This is a genomic window from Streptomyces pinistramenti (genome assembly GCF_020564935.1).
Classification (GTDB): Bacteria; Actinomycetota; Actinomycetes; order Streptomycetales; family Streptomycetaceae; genus Streptomyces; species Streptomyces pinistramenti.
Genome location: NZ_JAJCXB010000093.1, coordinates 1 through 17,661 on the forward strand (window position 1 = coordinate 1; position 17,661 = coordinate 17,661).

Genomic DNA, 17,661 nt, shown 5'->3' on the forward strand with positions numbered 1-17,661 from the left:
GGGGGGGGGCTTTGGGGCGGTGGTCGCCGCGGTTCTGGGGGTGGCGGTTTCCGGGGTGCCCGTTGCGGTGAGGGCTGCCGTGGCGGCCAGGAGGAGGTGGGGGACGTAGGCCAGGACCATGGGGTGCGGGGCCCACTGGGCGATGAGGGCGGCGGCCAGGCCGCCGGAGGCGAAACCGGCGGAGAGGAAGAGGCCGGAGCGGCGGGCGGCGGCTCCTGGGGTGGCGGCCGTGCCGTGGGGCGCGGAGGAGAGTTCCTTGATCCAGACGCTGCCCGCGGTGAGCAGGGCGCCGGCGCCGAGTCCGGTGAGGAAGCGGCCGGGCCACAGCAGCCGGACGTCGAGGGGGCCGGCCATCAGCAGGCAGGTCGCGGCGGCGGAGACGGCGAGCGAGACGAAGACGACGGGGCGGCGGCCGTGCCGGTCCGCGGCCGGGCCGCCCAGGAGGAGGCCGGGGATCAGGCCGAGTACGTAGACGGCGAAGAGCCCGGTGGTGGTGGCGTCGGTCAGGCCCAGGTCGGAGCGGTAGGCGCCGAGGAGGGCGGAGAACTGGTTGGCGCTCCAGCCGGATGCGGTCATCAGCCAGCCGGCGCGCAGCCAGTGGCGGCGTGCGGACGCCGGGGTGTGCGGGGACGCCGAGGGGGCCGGAGAGGCCGGGGGTATGGCCGGGGCGGGGACGGCGGTCCGGTGCTGCGTGCTCATGAAGGCCGTTGTACGGGCCCGGCGGGGTCCGGCGCCGCCCGCGTTCAGGAAACGTGAACGGGCCGGGGCGGCGGGTGGCGGCGCGATTTATCGTGGGGCGTATGGATCTGCGGCGGCTGTCTTCGTTCCTGGCGGTGGTCGAGGAGGGGCACTTCGGCCGGGCGGCGTCGCGGCTCTTCCTGTCGCCGGCCGCGGTGACCGGGCACGTCCAGCAGCTGGAGCGGGAGTTCGGCACCCGGCTGCTGGACCGTGGCAGCGGTCCTGTGGTGCCGACGACCGCGGGACGGCGGCTGGCCTCGCACGCCCGGAGCCTGCTGGCCGCGGCGAACGCGGCGATGGAGGACGTGTCCGAGGCCGCCCGGGAGGCCGCGGCGGCGCCGCACGGGCTGCGGGTCGGGGTGATGGGGCACGGCTCCGCCGAGGTGACCCCGGCGGCCGTCAACGCCTTCCGCCGGGCCCGGCCCGATGTGCCGCTCCATCTGGTGCAGCTGAACTTCACCGAGCACTGCAGCGCGCTGCGCGAGAACCGCGTCGACGTGGCGTTCGTCCGGCCGGCGATCGAGGCCGAGGGCATCGAGGTGGACGTGCTGACGACCGAGCGGCGGATCGTGGGGGTGTCGGCGGCTTCGGTGTTCGCGGACGCCGCCCAGGAGGGTCTGCGCGTCGCCGACATCATCGATCTGCCGTATCTGCGGCTGCCCCGGCACACGCCGCGGCCGTTCACCGACTACCTGTACTTCGACGCGGGCGAACGGCGCGCGCCCGACTGCGCGTTGACCCCGCAGGACGTGCTGACGAGCGTGGCCGCGGGGCGCGGCGCGGGCTCCGGGCTCGCGTCCTTCGCCCGCTATTACCCGTGGCCGGGCGCGGTGTACGTGCCGGTGCTGGACGCACCCCCGGCGCAGAGCGTGCTGGCGACCCGTACCGGGGATCCCCACCCGGAGGTGCGGATCTTCCGGGCGCTGACGGTGGCGCTGGCGCGGGAGCTGGGGCCGTACGCGGAGTCCGGGCTCGGGTGAGGAGCGGGTCCGGCCCGCCGGGTCAGTCGCGTTTGCAGATCCGGTCGAGGAGGTTGGCCGTGGCGCGCTGGATGCGGGTGTCGACGTGCCCGGGGCGGTCCAGGGCCGGGGACCAGGCGAACGTGCCGGAGGCGAAGACCAGGGCGCCACTGGGCGCGCGGTAGAGCGAGGTCTCCTGGTGGCGCCGGGTGCCTTCGGAGTCCCGGTACGGGGAATGGGCGAGCAGGATGCGCTTGGTGTGCTCGGGGAGGCTGGTGCGCGGGAAGTAGCGGTCGGCCTCGCCCGCGACCAGGCCGGCGAGCTGATCGCCTTCGTGGGCGCCGGTGGCCTCCCACAGCCAGTGCTCGCCGTTGCGGACGACGAGGGGCGCGGGCTCGGGCACCCGGCCCGCGTACTGGATGCCCATCAGGCGCTGCTCGGGGTCGCCCGCGTCGCGCCAGAGGGAGGGGCGGCCGGGGCCCTGGCGCTTGCGGCAGCTGAGCAGGGATTCGGAGCCCGAGGGCGAAGCGGAGAGTTCGACCTTCCAGTACATGGTGTTGGCGGACAGGAAGACCAGGGACGTGCCGCCGTCGCGGGCGCGCTCGACGGTGCGGCGCATGGGCTGCGACCAGTACTCGTCGTGGCCGGGGAAGACCAGGCCGCGGTAGCGGGACGGGTCGACGCGGCCGGCGTGCAGGTCGCGGGCGTCGGCATAGGCCAGGTCGTAGCCGTAGCGCTCGGCCCAGCGGATGAAGTCGTAGGCGTGGCCGACGTGCAGGGGCAGGCCCGCGCCTGCGTACGGGCGGTCGAAGGAGACGGTGGTGGCGGCGTCCTGCTCGCCCAGGAGTGCGCCCTTCTCGTCCCAGGCGTGGTAGAGGCTGGCGCCGGTGTGGCCGTCCTCGGGGTAGAGGTTGTACGCCTGCCAGGTGATGTCGGGCAGGAGCAGCAGGAGGTCGGCGGGGTGGTCGTCGCGGACCGTGAAGGGGATGTGGCTGCGGTAGCCGTCGGCGGTGGTGAGGACGGCTACGTACGCGCCGAGATTCCAGTACTCGGGAACCTGGAGGCGCCAGGACAGCCACCAGTGGTGGCAGGAGACCGTGCGTTCGGCGGCGAGCGGGGCCGGCTGGACGATGCCGGAGAGCCGCGGGCTGGTGGTGATCTTGAAGGCGCCGGCGCCGCCGTAGTGGCCGATGCGGTAGATGTCGATGCTGAAGGGCTGGGGCGGGTCGACGGAGACCCGGAAGTCGATGGCCTCGCCCGGGGCGACCGCACCGGTGGAGGCGAAGCCCTTGATCTGGCGGTGCACGTCGTCGGCGGTGCGCGGGCCGTTGTGCTTGCGCGGCGGTGGCACCCGCAGATCGCCCTGGGCGACGGCCGGGTCGACGTACCAGGGCACGACGTGTCCGGAGTCGAAGTAGTTCTCGCTGCCGCGCAGCCAGGGCAGTGGCCCCTGCCCGAACGGGTCCGTGACCGCGTGGGCGAGGGCGCCTGATTCCCAGCGCCTGATCTGATCCGTCCCCACCATCCGCTCCCCTCCGCGTCCCCCGTGGGCTGTGGCCTGCCGTGTCCGTGACGCCGCGGGGTTCAGCGGCGGGCCGTCTCCGCAGGGCTTGTGCGCGCTGTACGTCTGCGCGCGTGCCGGACCGGCTCCGTCGAGTTCACCCGAACAAACGCGGCCGTTCCCAGCACATCACATTAAGCACCCACTTCGTCACCCTTCGTCGCGCATTCAACGACACAGACCACCGAAACGTGAACGGGGTGGGCACATTCATCCGCACGGGGGCGGGGCTCGGGGCGGAAGCGAGGGGCGCGGGGAACGTGCGTACGAGCTGGGAGGTCTCCGGCGGGCGAGCGGCCGGGACGGGTGCGGGACGCGGGCCGGCGGCCGGGTGCGCGGCGGGCGCGGGGCGGGTGACGGAGCGTGGCCGGGCCGGACCTGCCGGGTGCCTCGGGGGCTCGGGGGCCGTGCCGCGGCGGCGGGCGGCACGGCACGGAACCGTGGCGGGTGCCGGGCCCCGTACGGGGTGGTACGCGTACGGGCGGGGCGTCACACCAGGCGGACCGGCTTCTCCGGGCGTACGCCGAGTGCGGTGAGCCAGTCGCGGAGCGGTTCGGCGTCGCCCTCTTCGACCAGGCTGCGGACCGGGCTGCCGAAGTCGGCGCGGCGGGCGCCGTCCACCAGGAGGGCCGGGCCGTCCAGCCAGTCCAGGCCGGGGGCGGCGCCCGCGGTGTCCACGGCGGCGCAGCAGACCATCGCGGTGACGTGCTCGGCGAGCAGCTCGCGGTCCGTACGCGGCGGCTGGAGCGGGAACAGCGGGAGGCCGCCGTCGGCCAGGCCGTCGCCCCAGGACACGTCGGGCAGCGCCTCCTCGGGGGCGGGGCCGCGGCCGGCCTGCCGGGCGGCTTCCTCGTGCTCCTCGCGTTCCAGTTCCTCGCCCAGCCGGGCAGCGACCAGATCGCCGGCCCGGTCGTCGCGGGCCAGCCGGTCGATGACCCGCGCCAGCGTGGGACCTGCGGCGGGCCTGCGGGCGGCGGTCGCCGTCGCGCCTGCACGGGTGACGGCGCCCGCGCGGCCGGACGCGCCCACGGCGGTGCTGCCGGAGCCCGCGGGGCCGACGGCCGGGGCTGCCGCGGCCGGCCGGGCGGCCTCGCCGGGAAGGGACGCGGGCAGGCCCCCGGCTCCGGCCAGGGCGCCCCGGTCGGCCCGGGTGCGCTCCCCCTGTGCCCCGTCCGCCCCGGCGGGCAGGTCGTCCAGGACGCGGTGCAGCCGGGCGGCCTCCAGGCGCCAGGTGCGGTCCACGACCTCTTCCGGGTACTGGCTCCAGGCGACCGGGGACCAGTCGGGGCCCGCGGGGCCGCCGTGGAAGAGCCGGGCGGCCAACAGGGAGGCGGCGCTGTCGACGGCGCCCGGCTCCTCCAGGAGGTCGCAGGCGGGGCGTTCGCCGAGGCGGGCGGTGAAGCCCTCGGCGAGGCGGTCGCGGCGGGAGAGTTCGGTGAGCGCGGAGACCACCCCCACATCCAGGCAGGAAGGCCAGCGGCCCAGGCGCCAGGCGGGCAGTGCCACGCGGGTCAGCAGCCGGTCCCAGCCCGCGTACGCCAGGCCGACCTGTTCCTGGGCGACCGTGCGCAGGCCGCGGTCGACGGCCTGGGCGCGCTCGGATGCGGCGGCGGCGACGCCGCGCTCCATGATCGTGGCGTGCTCGCGGCAGGCCCGCAGCATCAGCCGGGCGGCCCGGCCGACGAAGCGGAGCGCCGGGGCGCGCAGGCCCTTGGCGCGTGCCGAGACCGCTACGGCGGCGTCCAGGCCACGGATGAAGCGGCGGGCCGCGGCTATGTCGGGGTGGGCGGAGGGGCCGGTGCCCGCGACCACCGGGGCGAGCAGGGCGCGCAGCTCGCCGACCCGCATCCACCACAGGAACGGTGAGCCGATGACCAGCACCGGCGCCGCCTGAGCCCGCCGCGGGGCGGGCCGGGGCGGACCGTGCGCGCGGTGCGTACGGTCCTCCAGCCAGCTGTCGCAGTCCGGGGTGAGCGCTATCGCGGACGGCGCCGGGACGTCGAGGGTGTCGGCGAGGTCGCGGACGAGACGGTAGAGGTCGGGCGCGGCCGGCTCGGCGACCGGCACGGAGGGGCTGAGCGCCGGTCTCGCACCGCTGATGACCGCGCCGACCAGGACCGCGAGCAGCAGCACCAGCAGCGCGACCCCGCTCACCGCCAGGCGCGCGATGCCCCAGCCGGAGCCGGCCGCCGCGTCCGGGCTGCCGAGACGGCCCGTGGCGCCGCCGACGAGCAGCACCACCGCCACGGCGGCCGGCAGCACGGCCGCGCCCAGCGCCGTACTGCGGATGCGCAGCACGGCGAGTGCACGGGACCGCGCCGCAAGGGCGCCGACGCCTGTTTCCGGATCAGCCACGAGCCTGCACACCCCCTGCTGTCCTGGTGGAGACGGACGGAGAGATCACGGGACGGGAAATGACGAGACTGCGGGGAGCTCGCCACGCATCCGGCGTGCGCGGACGCCTGCCGGAGTCATTGCTCGCTCCCCCACCACTGTGGCACCGGCCACTGACATCGCAATGCCGGTGACCCACTTGCCGGACGCCACCGTGGCCACCGCACCGGATTCCGGTGCCACGGCCACAGGACGCTTGCGCGGCACCCTAGTTGGGGGTTCGGCTCCCGTCAGCCGGAAGTCGTACCGGTCACTCGATGGAATGGCTTTGGGTAAAGCCGGGAACCCGAGCCCGCCGCCCCGCCGGGCCGCGCGGAAATGCAGCGGAAACGCGAAGGTCCCGGTAGCACGCCATGCCGTGACGTGCCACCGGGACCGCTGCTCGCGTGGGTGCGGCTACGCCCGCACGGCCCCGCCGTCGGCGGCCGCGTCCGCCGCCGCCTTCGCCGCGATGTCCGTGCGGTGCTGGGAGCCGTCCAGCGCGATCCGGCCGACGGCGCGGTAGGCGCGCTCGCGGGCGATGCCGAGGTCGGCGCCGGTCGCGGTCACGGACAGCACCCGGCCGCCCGCGCTGAGCACCGCGCCCGACGCGTCCTGCCGGGTGCCCGCGTGCAGCACGTACGCCTCGGGGGCGTCCTGTGCCGCGACGTCCGCGAGGCCCGTGATCGGGTCGCCGGTGCGCGGGGTGTCCGGGTAGTTGTGCGAGGCGATGACGACGGTGACCGCCGCGTCGTCGCTCCAGCGCAGCGGCGGGAGGGCGGCCAGGGTGCCGGTCGCCGCGGCGTGCAGCAGTCCGGCGAGCGGGGTCTTGAGGCGGGCGAGTACGACCTGGGTCTCCGGGTCGCCGAATCGCGCGTTGAACTCGATCACGCGCACGCCGCGCGAGGTGATCGCGAGGCCCGCGTAGAGCAGCCCGGAGAACGGGGTGCCGCGGCGGCGCAGCTCGTCGACGGTGGGCTGGAGGACGGTGTCCATGACCTCGTCGACCAGCTTCGGGTCGGCCCACGGCAGCGGGCTGTACGCGCCCATGCCGCCGGTGTTCGGGCCCGCGTCGCCGTCGTAGGCGCGCTTGAAGTCCTGGGCGGGCCGCAGGGGGACGACGGTCTCGCCGTCGGTGACCGCGAAGAGGGAGACCTCCGGGCCGTCGAGGAACTCCTCGATGACCGCCCGGCCGCCGTCCGCGGCGTCGCGGCGCTGCGCCACGCAGGCCAGGGCGTGCGCGCGGGCCTGCGTGGCGTCGTCGGTGACGACGACGCCCTTGCCGGCCGCGAGCCCGTCGTCCTTGACGACGTACGGAGCGCCGAAGGCGTCCAGCGCGGTGTCGATCTCTTCGGGGGTGGTGCAGACGTAGCTGCGCGCGGTCGGGACGGCCGCGGCGGCCATCACGTCCTTGGCGAACGCCTTGGAGCCCTCCAGCTGGGCGGCCTGCGCCGACGGGCCGAAGACCGGGATGCCGCGCGCGCGTACCGCGTCGGCGACCCCCGCCACCAGCGGGGCTTCGGGTCCGACGACGACCAGATCGGCCGCCAGGCCGGCGGCGAGTTCGGCGACGGCCCGGCCGTCGAGGGCGTTGACCCCGTGCAGTTCGGCCACCTCGGCGATACCGGCGTTGCCGGGAGCGCAGTGCAGCGCGGTGACGTCGGGGTCGAGGGACAGGGAGCGGCACAGGGCGTGTTCGCGGGCGCCGCCGCCGATGACGAGGACCTTCACGGGGGCAGCCTAGTCGCCCACGGGACCGGGCCCGGTCGGCGCCCCTGCACGGCCGTCGGCAGGGCGCCCGCGGCCCGGCTCCCCCGGTCGTACGGCCCCGGGCACGCGGCAACACGGCGCCGCCCATGGCGGCAACTCTTTAGGGTGAGTACCCGTAGCGCCCTATACCGGATCGGACACCACTTCCGGGCGGGAATACCGCGCTCCTGGGGGCAAGCCCCACCGTTCGGCGGTAGGAAGGGGCTGCGCGCTTTTGCCGTCTCCTATGCGTCGCGCGCACCGCACGTATCCGTACAGAGGGAGTCCACGGGTGAGTCAGCCGGAGATGCAGCCCGAGGGGCCGCCCGGGGAGGAAGGCGGACGGGGCCCGGGGCCGCGGCGCACCTGGGAGCGGGCGGCTGCGCTGATTCCCGGCCGTGGCCGGAGCCCCGGGCCCGAAGACCTCGCCGGCCGCGCCTTCCCGCTCGGCGACTGGGGCGAGCCGGCCGACCGCCTGGACGCGCTCTACCAGTGGACGGAGGAGGGCGCGCTGCGCGCCGCCGACCGGTACCTGCACGACCGGCAGGGCAAGCGGCGCGGCGCCAGGGCGCTGCGCACCGGTGCCGCCGCCGGGGTGTCGGCGGGCGCGGCGCTGCCGCTGCTCGACCTGGCAGGGGCGTGGCACGGCGCGGCTCCGTGGGGCTATCTGCTGCTTCTGATAGCCGCGGTCTGCGTCGGCTGCGACCGCTATTTCGGGGTGACGGCCGGCTGGATGCGGGACATGGCGACCGCGCAGGCGATTGTGCGCAGGCTGGAGGCGCTGCAGTTCGACTGGGCGTCGGAGAGCGTCCGCGAGGTGCTCGGCCCGGCGGACGGTACGGCGAGCGAGGCGGCGGAGCGCTGTCTCGGGGTGCTGCGCCGGTTCCACGAGGACATCGCCGACCTCGTGCGGTCCGAGACCGCCGACTGGATGGCGGAGTTCAGGGCCGGGCCGACGCCGCAGCTGCCGCGGTCCGGGCTGCCGTGGGCGGCGCAGCGGCCGGAGGGCCAGGGGCAGTCGGGCCGTTTCACGCTGCCGCCGGGTACGCGGCCGAACATGCCGCGGCAGCGGCCGCCGGAGCCCCCGCGCTGAGGTGCCTGCCCGGGGGCCGCTGCCGTACGGCTCAGCTGAAGACGATCATGGAGCCCTGGCCCAGGCTCCGGGTGGCGGCGGCGTGCAGGCCGAGCCAGACGTGCCGTTCGCGGGCGAACGGGCCGTCGTCCAGGGGTGCGGCGCCCGACCGCTCCTCCAGGGTGGTGGGGCCGTCCGGCGGGGCGGGCGGGGCCGGGGGATTGGCCGGATCGATGCCCAGGGATGGCGCGACCAGTTCGAGTTCACGCAGCAGGCCCTGCGAGGAACCCAACGGGCCGCCGCCCTCCAGCAGTTCGTCGTCGGCGAGCGGGTGCGGGAAGTCCACCGGGACGTACGCGCCCGCGTGGTCGTAGTGCCAGACCAGGTGGGACTGCTGGGCGGTGGACTCGAACATCTCCAGCAACTGCTCGTAGTCGCCGCCCAGTTCGTCGACCGGCGTGACCTCCAGGCCGCACAGGCGCAGGAGGTAGGCGCGGCGCAGGAAGTGCAGCGCGTCGTAGTCGAAGCCGGCGACCGGGGCGACGTCACCGGAGAGGCCGGGCATGTAGCTGAAGACCGGGACCGGCGGCAGGCCGGCCTCCGTCAGGGCCTTGTCGTAGGAGGCGATCTCTTCGGAGAAGGGGTTGTCGGGGCTGTGGCACAGCACATCGACGAGGGGTACCAGCCACAGGTCACATGCCACGAGTGAGTGCTCGCTTCCGGTCGGGGCTACTGGCTCGGGCGGCGCAGATGCAGAGGGGACGGGGGGTGCGGGAGCGGCGGTCACGGGCTCGGCTGCCGCTCTGACGGCCGACGGTCGGCACAGCGTAGTGCTAGCCGCGCTCGCCGACGAGAGTGAGGGAGTGCTCGTTGTACGCGGTGACCAGTCGCTGGGCCTCGGTCAGATCGTGCCGTACGACGGCGTCGACCAGCGCCCGGTGGTCGTGCCACAGGTGGCCTCTGAGGTCGTCCTCGCCGCGCAGCAGCGGCACCGCGAACATCCAGGTCTGTACCCGGACCCGGTCCAGGAAGTCGCTGATGTACGGGTTTCCGACGAGGCTGCCGAGTTCCCGCCAGAACCGCAGGTCGTAGCCGATGAGGACGTCCAGGTCGCCGGAGCGCGCGGCCCGTTCGGCCGCTTCGGCCCGGCGCCGGATCGAGACCAGCACCTCGGTGGAGGCGCGGCGCAGGGCGCGCTCGGCCGTGCTGCGGAAGATGCCTTCGACGATCAGCGTGCGGGCCTCGACCATGGCGCGGAAGTCGTCGGCGGTGAAGGCGCGCACCCGGAAGCCGCGGTGCTGTTCGACGTCGAGCAGGCCCTGGGCGCACAGGTCGAGCAGCGCCTCACGGACCGGTGTCGCGGAGACGCCGTACTGTTCGGCGATCTCCTTGACGGTGAACTGGTGGCCGCACGGCAGCCGTCCGGCCAGCACTTCGTCGCGCAGCGCGTCGGCGATCTGCTGGCGCAGGGTGTTGCGCCGTATGACTGTGCTGGCTCCGGCGGCGGCCATCGTGTCCGTCCCCTTCGACGACAACTGGCCGCGCGGGTGGCAGGCGGCCCCCGCACACGATAGGCGAGGGCCGCCGGCGGTCAGGCCGCGGTGTGCGCGTCGGCCGCCGTCAGCGCCTCGTCGAGGAGGGCGAGACCCTCCTTTGCCTCGGCGGCGGTGACCGTGCAGGCCGGGACGACGTGCGTCCGGTTCATGTTCACGAACGGCCACAGGCCGCCGCGCTTGCAGGCCGCGGCGAACTCGGCCATCGGGGTGTTGGCGGTGCCCGACGCGTTGTACGGCACCAGCGGTTCGCGGGTCTCCTTGTTCTTGACCAGCTCCAGGGCCCAGAAGACGCCCAGGCCGCGGACCTCGCCCACCGACGGGTGCCGCTCGGCGATCTCGCGCAGGGCGGGGCCGATGACCGTCTCGCCGATCTCCGCCGCGTTCTCCACGATCCGTTCCTCGGCCATCGCGTTGATGGTGGCGACGGCGGAGGCGCAGGCCAGCGGGTGGCCGGAGTAGGTGAGGCCGCCGGGGTAGGGCCGCTGGTCGAAGGTGGCGGCGATCTCGGCGCTGATGGCCACGCCGCCGAGCGGGACGTAGCCGGAGTTGACGCCCTTGGCGAAGGTCAGCAGGTCGGGGGTGACGCCGAAGTGGTCGGCGGCGAACCAGTGGCCGGTGCGGCCGAAGCCCGCCATCACCTCGTCGAGGATGAAGACGATGCCGTAGCGGTCGCAGATCTCGCGGACGCCGGCGAGGTAACCGGGCGGCGGGACCATGATGCCCGCGGTGCCGGGGACGGTCTCCAGGATGATCGCGGCGACCGACTGCGGGCCCTCGAAGGCGAGGGTCTGTTCGAGGTGGGCCAGGGCGCGCTCGCACTCCTGGGCCTCGTTCTCGGCGTGGAAGGGCGAGCGGTAGAGGAACGGGCCCCAGAAGTGCACGACACCGGCGGACGCGGTGTCGGAAGGCCAGCGGCGCGGGTCGCCGGTGAGGTTGATCGCGGCGGCGGTGGCGCCGTGGTACGAGCGGTAGGCGGAGAGCACCTTGGCGCGGCCGGTGTGCAGCCTGGCCATCCGGACGGCGTTCTCCACGGCCTCGGCGCCGCCGTTGGTGAAGAAGATCTTGTCGAGGTCGCCGGGGGTGCGCTCGGCGATCAGCCGGGCGGCCTCGGAGCGCACGTCGACGGCGAATCCGGGCGCGAGGGTGCACAGCTTCCCGGCCTGCTCCTGGATGGCGGCGACGACCTTGGGGTGCTGGTGGCCGATGTTGGTGTTGACCAGCTGGGAGGAGAAGTCGAGGTAGCGGTTGCCGTCGTAGTCCCAGAAGTACGAGCCTTCGGCGCCGGCGACCGCGAGCGGGTCGATGAGGCCCTGCGCGGACCAGGAGTGGAAGACGTGCGCGCGGTCGGCGGCCTTGACCGCCCGCCCGTCACCCGCCACCGCCCTCCCCGGGAAGCGCTGTGCGCTGCTGCTTTTCTCGGCGGCGGGGTCGGCGGATGCGGGAGGCGTCATGGTCACGGTCAGTACCTCGGATCGGGTCGCTCGGGTCCGCCGGGACAGGCGGCGAACGCCTGCAGCCTACGGATCACGGGCCGGCGGCCGGTACCGACACTGTGTACGGCAGTCACCGTGCGCGCGGACAGAATGTCGACGTGATGCCGTCATCGGCCCCCGCCGGTCGCCGTCAGTCGTCGTCGGGTGCCGGCTGAGCCCGGAGGCGGCCGTCGGCGCAGCTGACCTGGTACGGGCGGTCGTCCTGGCCGTCGTCGTCGAGCGGCTCGAACTCGATGGCGGCGGTGGCGGCCGGGCCGCGCAGCACGTCGTCGTCCACGTGGTAGCCGGCCGTGGGGCTCCAGGCCGTCAGGTAGACCCGGCCGCCGGTGCGGCACTCGGCGGTGATGCTGCCACCGGTGACGCGTACGGTCCCGGCGGCGGTGGCGGTCGGGTCGGGAGGGGTGGATGCGGCGGCCCGGTCGGGCGGTCTGTGCGGGACGGCCGCGGCCGAGCGGGCCGCGGCGAGTTTCTGGCGGACGCCGGACTCGTCCAGCAGGGCCGTGTGCAGCGGCGCTCCGCCGGTGCCGGTGTGGGCCAGGGACCAGGCGCCGAGCCCGCTCGCCGTGGCCACCGCGCACACCCAGGCCGCCGTGGTGGCCGCTCCGCGCCATGCCATCGCCGCCCCCTTTCTCGCTTCCGCACCAGCCTCCCGCACCGATCCCTAACGCCCGGTTAAGGCCGGTTCAAGGTCCGGCGGCCGCGCCCGGCCGCGCCATCGGGGGTGTCTACGGTGGTTGCATGCCCCATCTTCTTGTGGTCGAGGACGACCCTCAGCTGCGCGGTGCGCTGGTGCGTGCCCTGCGTGACCGCGGCCATGCCGTCGCCACCGCCGCGACCGGGATGTCCGGCCTCGACGCGGCCGTGACCGACCGCCCCGATCTCGTCGTCCTCGACCTCGGGCTGCCGGACGTGGACGGCGCGCAGGTGCTGCGGATGCTGCGCGCCGTCAGCGACGTACCGGTGATCGTCGCGACCGCGCGGGACGAGGAGCAGGACATGGTCGCGGCGCTGGGCGACGGCGCCGACGACTACATCGTCAAGCCGTTCGGGGCGGCCCAGCTCGACGCCCGGATCAAGGCCGTGCTGCGCCGGCTGGGGGCCGCCGAGCCGGAGCCCGCGCTCCGGGTCGGCGAGCTGGCCTTGGACACCGCGTCGCGCGAGGTGACGCTCGCCGGCCGGCCCCTGGACCTCACGCCGCGCGAGTTCGACCTGCTCGTCTATCTCGGCCGCCGCGCCGGGCAGGTGATCTCCCGGCGCGAGCTGCTCGCCGAGGTCTGGCAGCAGCCGCTCGGCGGCGCCGACAAGACGGTGGACGTCCATCTCTCCTGGCTGCGGAGGAAGTTGGGCGAGACGGCGCAGCGGCCGCGCTACCTGCACACGGTCCGCACGGTCGGCGTGAAGCTGTCCGCGCCGGAGGCCACCGAAGCGGACGGGCCCGGCAGCGCCGCGGCCACCACCGCAGGAGAGGCGTAGCCGTGCGCCGCAGCATCCTCCTCGTCACGGCGGCCACCACCGCGCTCGTCCTGGCCGCGCTCCTCGTCCCGCTGTCCCTCCTGGCCCGCAGCCACGCCGCGGACCGGGCGACCGCCGACGCCACGTCCCGCGCCCATTCGCTCGCCACCGGCCTCGGCGAGGCGCTCGCCGGGGGCCCCGGATCCGGAGCCCCCGCCCCGGCCGCCCGCCACGCCGCCGCGACCCTCGTCACCTCGGCCAACGGCCCCGGCCTGCCGCGCACCTCGGTCATCCTCGGCGACGGCGCCGTCCTCGGCTCCCCCGCGCCCGTTACCGACGCGGTACGGCTGGCGCGCTACGGGCGGGCCTTCACCTACGAGCCGTCCGGGGGCGGGCGGACCGTGCTGGTCCCCGTCCAGGGGGTGGCGGGCGGCACCGCGGTCGTCCATGTGGCCCTGTCCGACGAGCAGTTGTACGCCGGGACGCTGGCCTCCTCGCTGGCGTTCGCCGGGATCGGGGCCGGTCTGATGCTGCTCGGCCTGCTGTTCGCGGACCGGCTCGGCGCCCGCCTCGTCCGCTCCACGCGCCGGCTCGCCGCGGTCGCCGACCGGCTGGCCGGCGGCGATCTCACCGCTCGCGCCGAGCCGTCGGGGCCGCCCGAACTCCGCCTGGTCGCACGCCAGCTGAACCACCTCGCCGAGCGCATCCACGGCTTCCTGACCGCCGAACGCGAGAACGCGGCCGACCTGGCGCACCGCCTCCGCACGCCCGTCGCCGCGCTGCGCCTGGACGCCGAGGGGCTGCGCGATCCGGCGGAGGCGGAGCGGATCGCGGCGGACGTGGCGGCGCTGGAACGCAGCGTCGACGACGTGATCCGGACCGCCCGCAAGCCGCTGCGCGAGGACGGCTCGGGGCCCCCGCAGGCCGACCTGGCCGCCGTCACCCGGGCCCGCGCGGACTTCTGGCTGCCGCTGGCCGAGGACCAGGGCCGCACCCTGGAATGCACCGCTCCGGCACCCGGCGGCGGGCCGGTGCTCGTACGGGCCGACGAGGCCGAACTGGCCGCGGCGGTCGACGCGTTGATCGGCAACGTCTTCGACCACACGCCGGAAGGCGCCGGTATGCGCCTGACGGTGGCCCCGGCCGCGGACCGGGCGTCCGGCGGCGGCCGGCTCACCGTCGAGGACGAGGGGCCGGGCTTCCCGGCGGGCCACGTGCCCGCCCGGGGCCGCAGCGGCGGCGGCTCCACGGGCCTCGGCCTGGACATCGTCCGCCGCGCGGCCCGGGAATCCGGCGGCACGGTGGAGTTCGGCGGCGCGGCGGGCGGCGGCGCCCGCATCACGGCGTCCTTCGGCGGCCCGGCGGCCCGCAGACCGGCGGACACCACGGGGGCGTCCGCGACGGTCTGAGAGCGGGAGCGTTCCGGCGGGCGCCCGGCCTCGGTCGGGCGCCCGCCGTCTTTCATGCGGCCGAGGGGAACGCCGTCCGTACCGCGCGCTGCCAGTGGTTGTCCGTCAGATCGGGGCGCAGGGCCGACAGCGCCCCGCAGTACTTGGTGAATTCGGCGGCCCGTATGCCGTAGCCGTGCAGCAGCCGGTCGGCCTCGGTCAGATGTCCTGTGGTCTTGGTCTCGACGAGGACCAGGCCGCCGTCGGCCCGTATCGTCCGGCCGGTCGACAGGTCGCGGCCGACCAGGCCCGCGTCGCAGGTGACGCGCTGTCCGTCGGCGACGAAGGTGGTCCGCTGGTAGTCGGTGGCGATCGAGCGGCCCAGCTCCGCCGGGGCCTCGATGCCGTAGGAGCGGTCGAGCACGGTGGAGAGGAAGTCGCGCGGGCCGTGGCCCAGGGCGGCGTCGCCGGGCAGCAGCGGCCTGCGGTGCTTGACGGTTTCGCCGCGCCGTCCCTTGAGCTTGATCTCGAACTGCCGCTCCCCGGTGTCCTCGTAGAGCCGCTCACGGATCTTGAAGCGGAGTCTGCGGTGCTGCCGGTGGTCGTGGAAGGAGCGCAGGTCGGGGGTGTCGTAGTAGACGGAGTGGTAGCGGAACCAGCGGCGGCCGTTGATGCACAGCGCGGCGAACGGGCCGCCCGGCCGGTTCCGGTCGGTGAGTTCGGCGGCGAACTCGGCGAACACCTCGACCGGAACGAGGTAGCTGTTGTCGAAGCGGGCGAGCAGTTCGGCGCGGGCCTGGACGTCGGCGAGCGGTACGGGGCGCGCGGCCATGGCGGCGCGGGCAATGGCTCGTACGGCGGGAATCACACGGTCTCCTGAGCGGTCGGGTGGGGGTGGGCGATCGTGCGGGACCGGGCAGCGTCCGGCGCGGCGGCCGGTGCGGTGCTGGTGGTCGGTGCAGTGGTCGTCGAGTAACCGGTGTCGGAGTCGGTGGCGGGTCCTGGCAGGGAACGGGGCGCCGAAGCGCTGGTCTGCGTTCTACGTTCTGCCCGCCCGGAAAGTTCCGGTGGCCGGAACCGCACGTCCACGACCATCAAGTCCCGGACACAGTCCACTTCCTGGACGGTCCACTGCAGCGGTTCACCGAGCCGCCGCGCCAGATGGGCACGCAGCCCGGCGTCGTCACCGTGCACCGCGTCCAGCGTGATGACCGTGCGGCGGGTGCCGGACAGCAGCCGGGGGTGGTCGGCGACGTGGATGATGAGCAGCAGCAGCGCGGCCAGCGTTCCGGCCACCGCGAGCGGCAGGTGCGGCAGCGCGCAGAGCAGGCCGAGCACCAGGGTCGTGAAGTAGTAGGCGACCTCCTCGTGCTGGACGGAGTCCGAGCGCAGCCGGATGATCGACAGGACCCCGAAGAGCCCGAAGCCGAGCGCCGTGCCGCCGCCCGCCGCGACCTGCGACAGCGCCGCGACCACCGAGAACAGCGCGACGTTCAGCGCCAGGTAGGCCGGTACCAGATCCCTGCGGTGGTGCCGCGGGTAGTACACGGCGAAGGTCAGCACGCTCACCGCGGCCAGATCCATCGCCAGCCGTGCCGCCAGTTCCCCGTACGTCAAGGCACCCCACCACTTCCTGTGTCGTCCGCGTCCGTCCGCGCCGCCGGCTTCGTCGGTCGTCGCTCCCGGACCGTTCTCCGGTACGCCACGAACGCTAGGAACCGCCGGGTTAAACCCGCCCCCTTCCCGGGTTAAGGAGCGGCCGCGGCAGGGAGAACGACCGCCTCGGGGGGCTCCGCGCGTCTCCGGGGCGGCCGTCCCGCGAGCATCCCGGGAAATCCGCCGGTCAGGCGGGCGGCCCGGCAACCCCGCTCCCGCCCGATCGTTCTCCCCTCGTAACGATCCGTCGGCCGTAGTGCGATCCGGCGGCGCCTACGCTCAAGGGACGGCGGGAGGCCGCCGAACGGCGGTCCGGCGACAGCACCAGGCACGGGAACGAAAATCGGGAGGGCGCGCGGATGGAGGGCCTGCGCGGGCTGATGGACGGCGATCCGCAGTGGATCGGGGACTACCGGCTGCTGAGCCGTCTCGGGATCGGCGGGATGGGCCGGGTCTACCTCGCGCGTTCGGAGGGCGGCAGGACCGTCGCCGTGAAGCTGGTCAAGACCGAGCTGGCGGCCGAGGAGGAGTTCCGGGACCGCTTCCGGGCCGAGGTCGCCGCCGCCCGCCGGGTCGGCGGCCGCTGGACCGCTCCGGTGCTGGACGCCGACACCGAGGCCGAGATCCCCTGGGTCGCCACCGGCTACATCGCAGGTCCCGGCCTCAACGAGGTCGTCGGCGGCGGCTACGGCCGGACGGGCCTGCACGGCCCGCTGCCGGAACACTCCCTGCGGCACCTCGCGTACGGACTGTCCTGCGCGCTGATCGACATCCACGGCGTCGGTCTGGTGCACCGCGACCTCAAGCCGTCCAACGTCCTGCTGACCATCGACGGGCCCCGGGTGATCGACTTCGGGATCGCGCGGGCGCTGGACGCGGTCGGCGAGCAGACCCAGACCACGCTCGGCACCGTCGTCGGCTCCCCCAGCTTCATGTCGCCCGAGCAGGTCCAAGGGCTCTGGGTCGGACCGGCCGCCGACGTGTTCTGCCTGGGCACGGTGCTGGCGTACGCGGCCATCGGACGGTCGCCGTTCGGCGACGTCGCCTCCGGCGTGCACGCGGTGATGTTCAGGATCGCCCAGGAGGAGCCGGAGCTGACGGCGGTGCCGGACGGGCCGGTGCGGGACCTCATCCGCGCGTGCCTGGCCAAGAACCCCGAGGCCCGGCCCACGCCCCAGGAGATCCTGTCCCGGCTCGGCCCGGTGAACGACGACGGCACCCCGTCCCCGTGGCTGCCCGCCGCCCTGCTCGCGCGCCTGGGCCGGCACGCCGTACAGCTGCTCGACACGGACACCCCGCCCGGCGGCCACCCGCCCTGGCGCACCGCACGCTCCGGGGAGCGCGGCCCCGAGCACGCGGCCCCGGCCGTGCCGGCCCGGCCGCCCCACGCCGCGGCCCCCGTGTGGCCGGCGACCGGCGAACCGGGCGGCGCCGCGGCGGATTCCGGCGACCCGCGGACGGCCGCGCTCCAAAGCCCGCCCGCCCGGAACACCACGGCCGCCGCGCCGGACGGCCCCTCCGCCCCAGCGGGCCCGAGCGACCGTCCCGCCGCCGGGCATCCGGCCGGTGGCGCACCCGGCCGCCGTCGCCGCACGTTCGCCCTCGCCGCCGTCGCTGCCGTGGGGGCCGCCGCCGCGCTCGCCGTCCCGCTGCTGAGCGGCGGC

The 17,661-nt window shown here is 75.1% G+C and carries 15 protein-coding genes; 5 read left to right on the forward strand and 10 right to left on the reverse strand.

What is annotated here, in order from left to right; genetic code table 11:
• Window positions 1–699: MFS transporter (locus tag LIU39_RS33170; RefSeq protein WP_227050674.1), on the reverse strand; the 699-nt coding region annotated here is incomplete at its 3' end.
• 101 nt (window positions 700–800) lie between these two features.
• On the opposite strand from LIU39_RS33170, the gene LIU39_RS33175 reads away from it, so the two are divergent.
• A complete protein-coding gene (locus LIU39_RS33175; RefSeq protein ID WP_227050675.1) occupies window positions 801–1,718 on the forward strand; it encodes a LysR family transcriptional regulator in 918 nt (305 codons plus the stop codon).
• 22 nt (window positions 1,719–1,740) lie between these two features.
• Here the strand turns inward: LIU39_RS33175 and LIU39_RS33180 are convergent, their stop codons facing one another.
• The 3 genes from LIU39_RS33180 to purD form a co-directional block, all read right to left on the reverse strand.
• Window positions 1,741–3,219: a N,N-dimethylformamidase beta subunit family domain-containing protein gene (locus LIU39_RS33180; protein WP_227050688.1), complete on the reverse strand. Its 1,479-nt coding sequence runs from the start codon at window positions 3,217–3,219 to the stop codon at window positions 1,741–1,743.
• 528 nt (window positions 3,220–3,747) lie between these two features.
• Entirely contained in the window at window positions 3,748–5,613 is a 1,866-nt protein-coding gene (locus LIU39_RS33185) for a hypothetical protein (protein ID WP_227050677.1), read from the reverse strand.
• 435 nt (window positions 5,614–6,048) lie between these two features.
• Window positions 6,049–7,362: a phosphoribosylamine--glycine ligase gene (gene purD / locus LIU39_RS33190; protein ID WP_227050678.1), complete on the reverse strand. Its 1,314-nt coding sequence runs from the start codon at window positions 7,360–7,362 to the stop codon at window positions 6,049–6,051.
• Window positions 7,363–7,672: 310 nt separating this feature from the next.
• Between purD and LIU39_RS33195 the strand changes: the two genes are divergently transcribed.
• A complete protein-coding gene (locus LIU39_RS33195) occupies window positions 7,673–8,473 on the forward strand; it encodes an SLATT domain-containing protein (RefSeq protein ID WP_227050679.1) in 801 nt (266 codons plus the stop codon).
• A 31-nt stretch (window positions 8,474–8,504) separates the two neighbouring features.
• On the opposite strand, the gene LIU39_RS33200 is transcribed toward LIU39_RS33195, so the two are convergent.
• The 4 genes from LIU39_RS33200 to LIU39_RS33215 all read right to left on the reverse strand — a co-directional run bounded on the left by LIU39_RS33200 (window position 8,505) and on the right by LIU39_RS33215 (window position 12,117).
• Window positions 8,505–9,155: a putative DNA-mimic protein gene (locus tag LIU39_RS33200; protein WP_227050680.1), complete on the reverse strand. Its 651-nt coding sequence runs from the start codon at window positions 9,153–9,155 to the stop codon at window positions 8,505–8,507.
• 130 nt (window positions 9,156–9,285) lie between these two features.
• Complete coding sequence (locus tag LIU39_RS33205) at window positions 9,286–9,963, reverse strand: GntR family transcriptional regulator (RefSeq protein ID WP_227050681.1); 678 nt, start codon at window positions 9,961–9,963, stop codon at window positions 9,286–9,288.
• Window positions 9,964–10,043: 80 nt separating this feature from the next.
• Window positions 10,044–11,459 carry an aspartate aminotransferase family protein gene (locus LIU39_RS33210; protein ID WP_227050689.1) on the reverse strand — a complete coding sequence of 472 codons (1,416 nt, stop codon included), beginning with the start codon at window positions 11,457–11,459 and terminating at the stop codon, window positions 10,044–10,046.
• 172 nt (window positions 11,460–11,631) lie between these two features.
• The gene (locus tag LIU39_RS33215) at window positions 11,632–12,117 is read right to left on the reverse strand and encodes a hypothetical protein (RefSeq protein ID WP_227050682.1); all 486 of its coding nucleotides are present in this window, start codon (window positions 12,115–12,117) and stop codon (window positions 11,632–11,634) included.
• Window positions 12,118–12,239: 122 nt separating this feature from the next.
• On the opposite strand from LIU39_RS33215, the gene LIU39_RS33220 reads away from it, so the two are divergent.
• Together LIU39_RS33220 and LIU39_RS33225 are read left to right on the forward strand one after the other, a co-directional pair.
• The gene (locus tag LIU39_RS33220) at window positions 12,240–12,974 is read left to right on the forward strand and encodes a response regulator transcription factor (protein WP_227050683.1); all 735 of its coding nucleotides are present in this window, start codon (window positions 12,240–12,242) and stop codon (window positions 12,972–12,974) included.
• A 2-nt stretch (window positions 12,975–12,976) separates the two neighbouring features.
• Window positions 12,977–14,362 (forward strand): sensor histidine kinase, encoded by a 1,386-nt coding sequence (locus LIU39_RS33225; RefSeq protein ID WP_227050684.1) that lies wholly within the window; start codon window positions 12,977–12,979, stop codon window positions 14,360–14,362.
• A 52-nt stretch (window positions 14,363–14,414) separates the two neighbouring features.
• Here LIU39_RS33225 and LIU39_RS33230 read toward each other — a convergent pair whose 3' ends face one another.
• Both LIU39_RS33230 and LIU39_RS33235 read right to left on the reverse strand, forming a co-directional pair.
• Window positions 14,415–15,209, reverse strand: a complete 795-nt coding sequence (locus LIU39_RS33230) for a polyphosphate polymerase domain-containing protein (protein WP_227050685.1) — start codon at window positions 15,207–15,209, stop codon at window positions 14,415–14,417.
• A complete protein-coding gene (locus LIU39_RS33235) occupies window positions 15,206–15,958 on the reverse strand; it encodes a DUF4956 domain-containing protein (RefSeq protein WP_227050686.1) in 753 nt (250 codons plus the stop codon). Before LIU39_RS33235 ends, LIU39_RS33230 begins: the two co-directional genes overlap by 4 nt.
• 398 nt (window positions 15,959–16,356) lie before the next feature.
• Here LIU39_RS33235 and LIU39_RS33240 point away from each other — a divergent pair.
• Window positions 16,357–17,661 (forward strand): serine/threonine-protein kinase (locus LIU39_RS33240; RefSeq protein ID WP_227050687.1); only part of this gene is annotated, 1,305 nt, incomplete at its 3' end.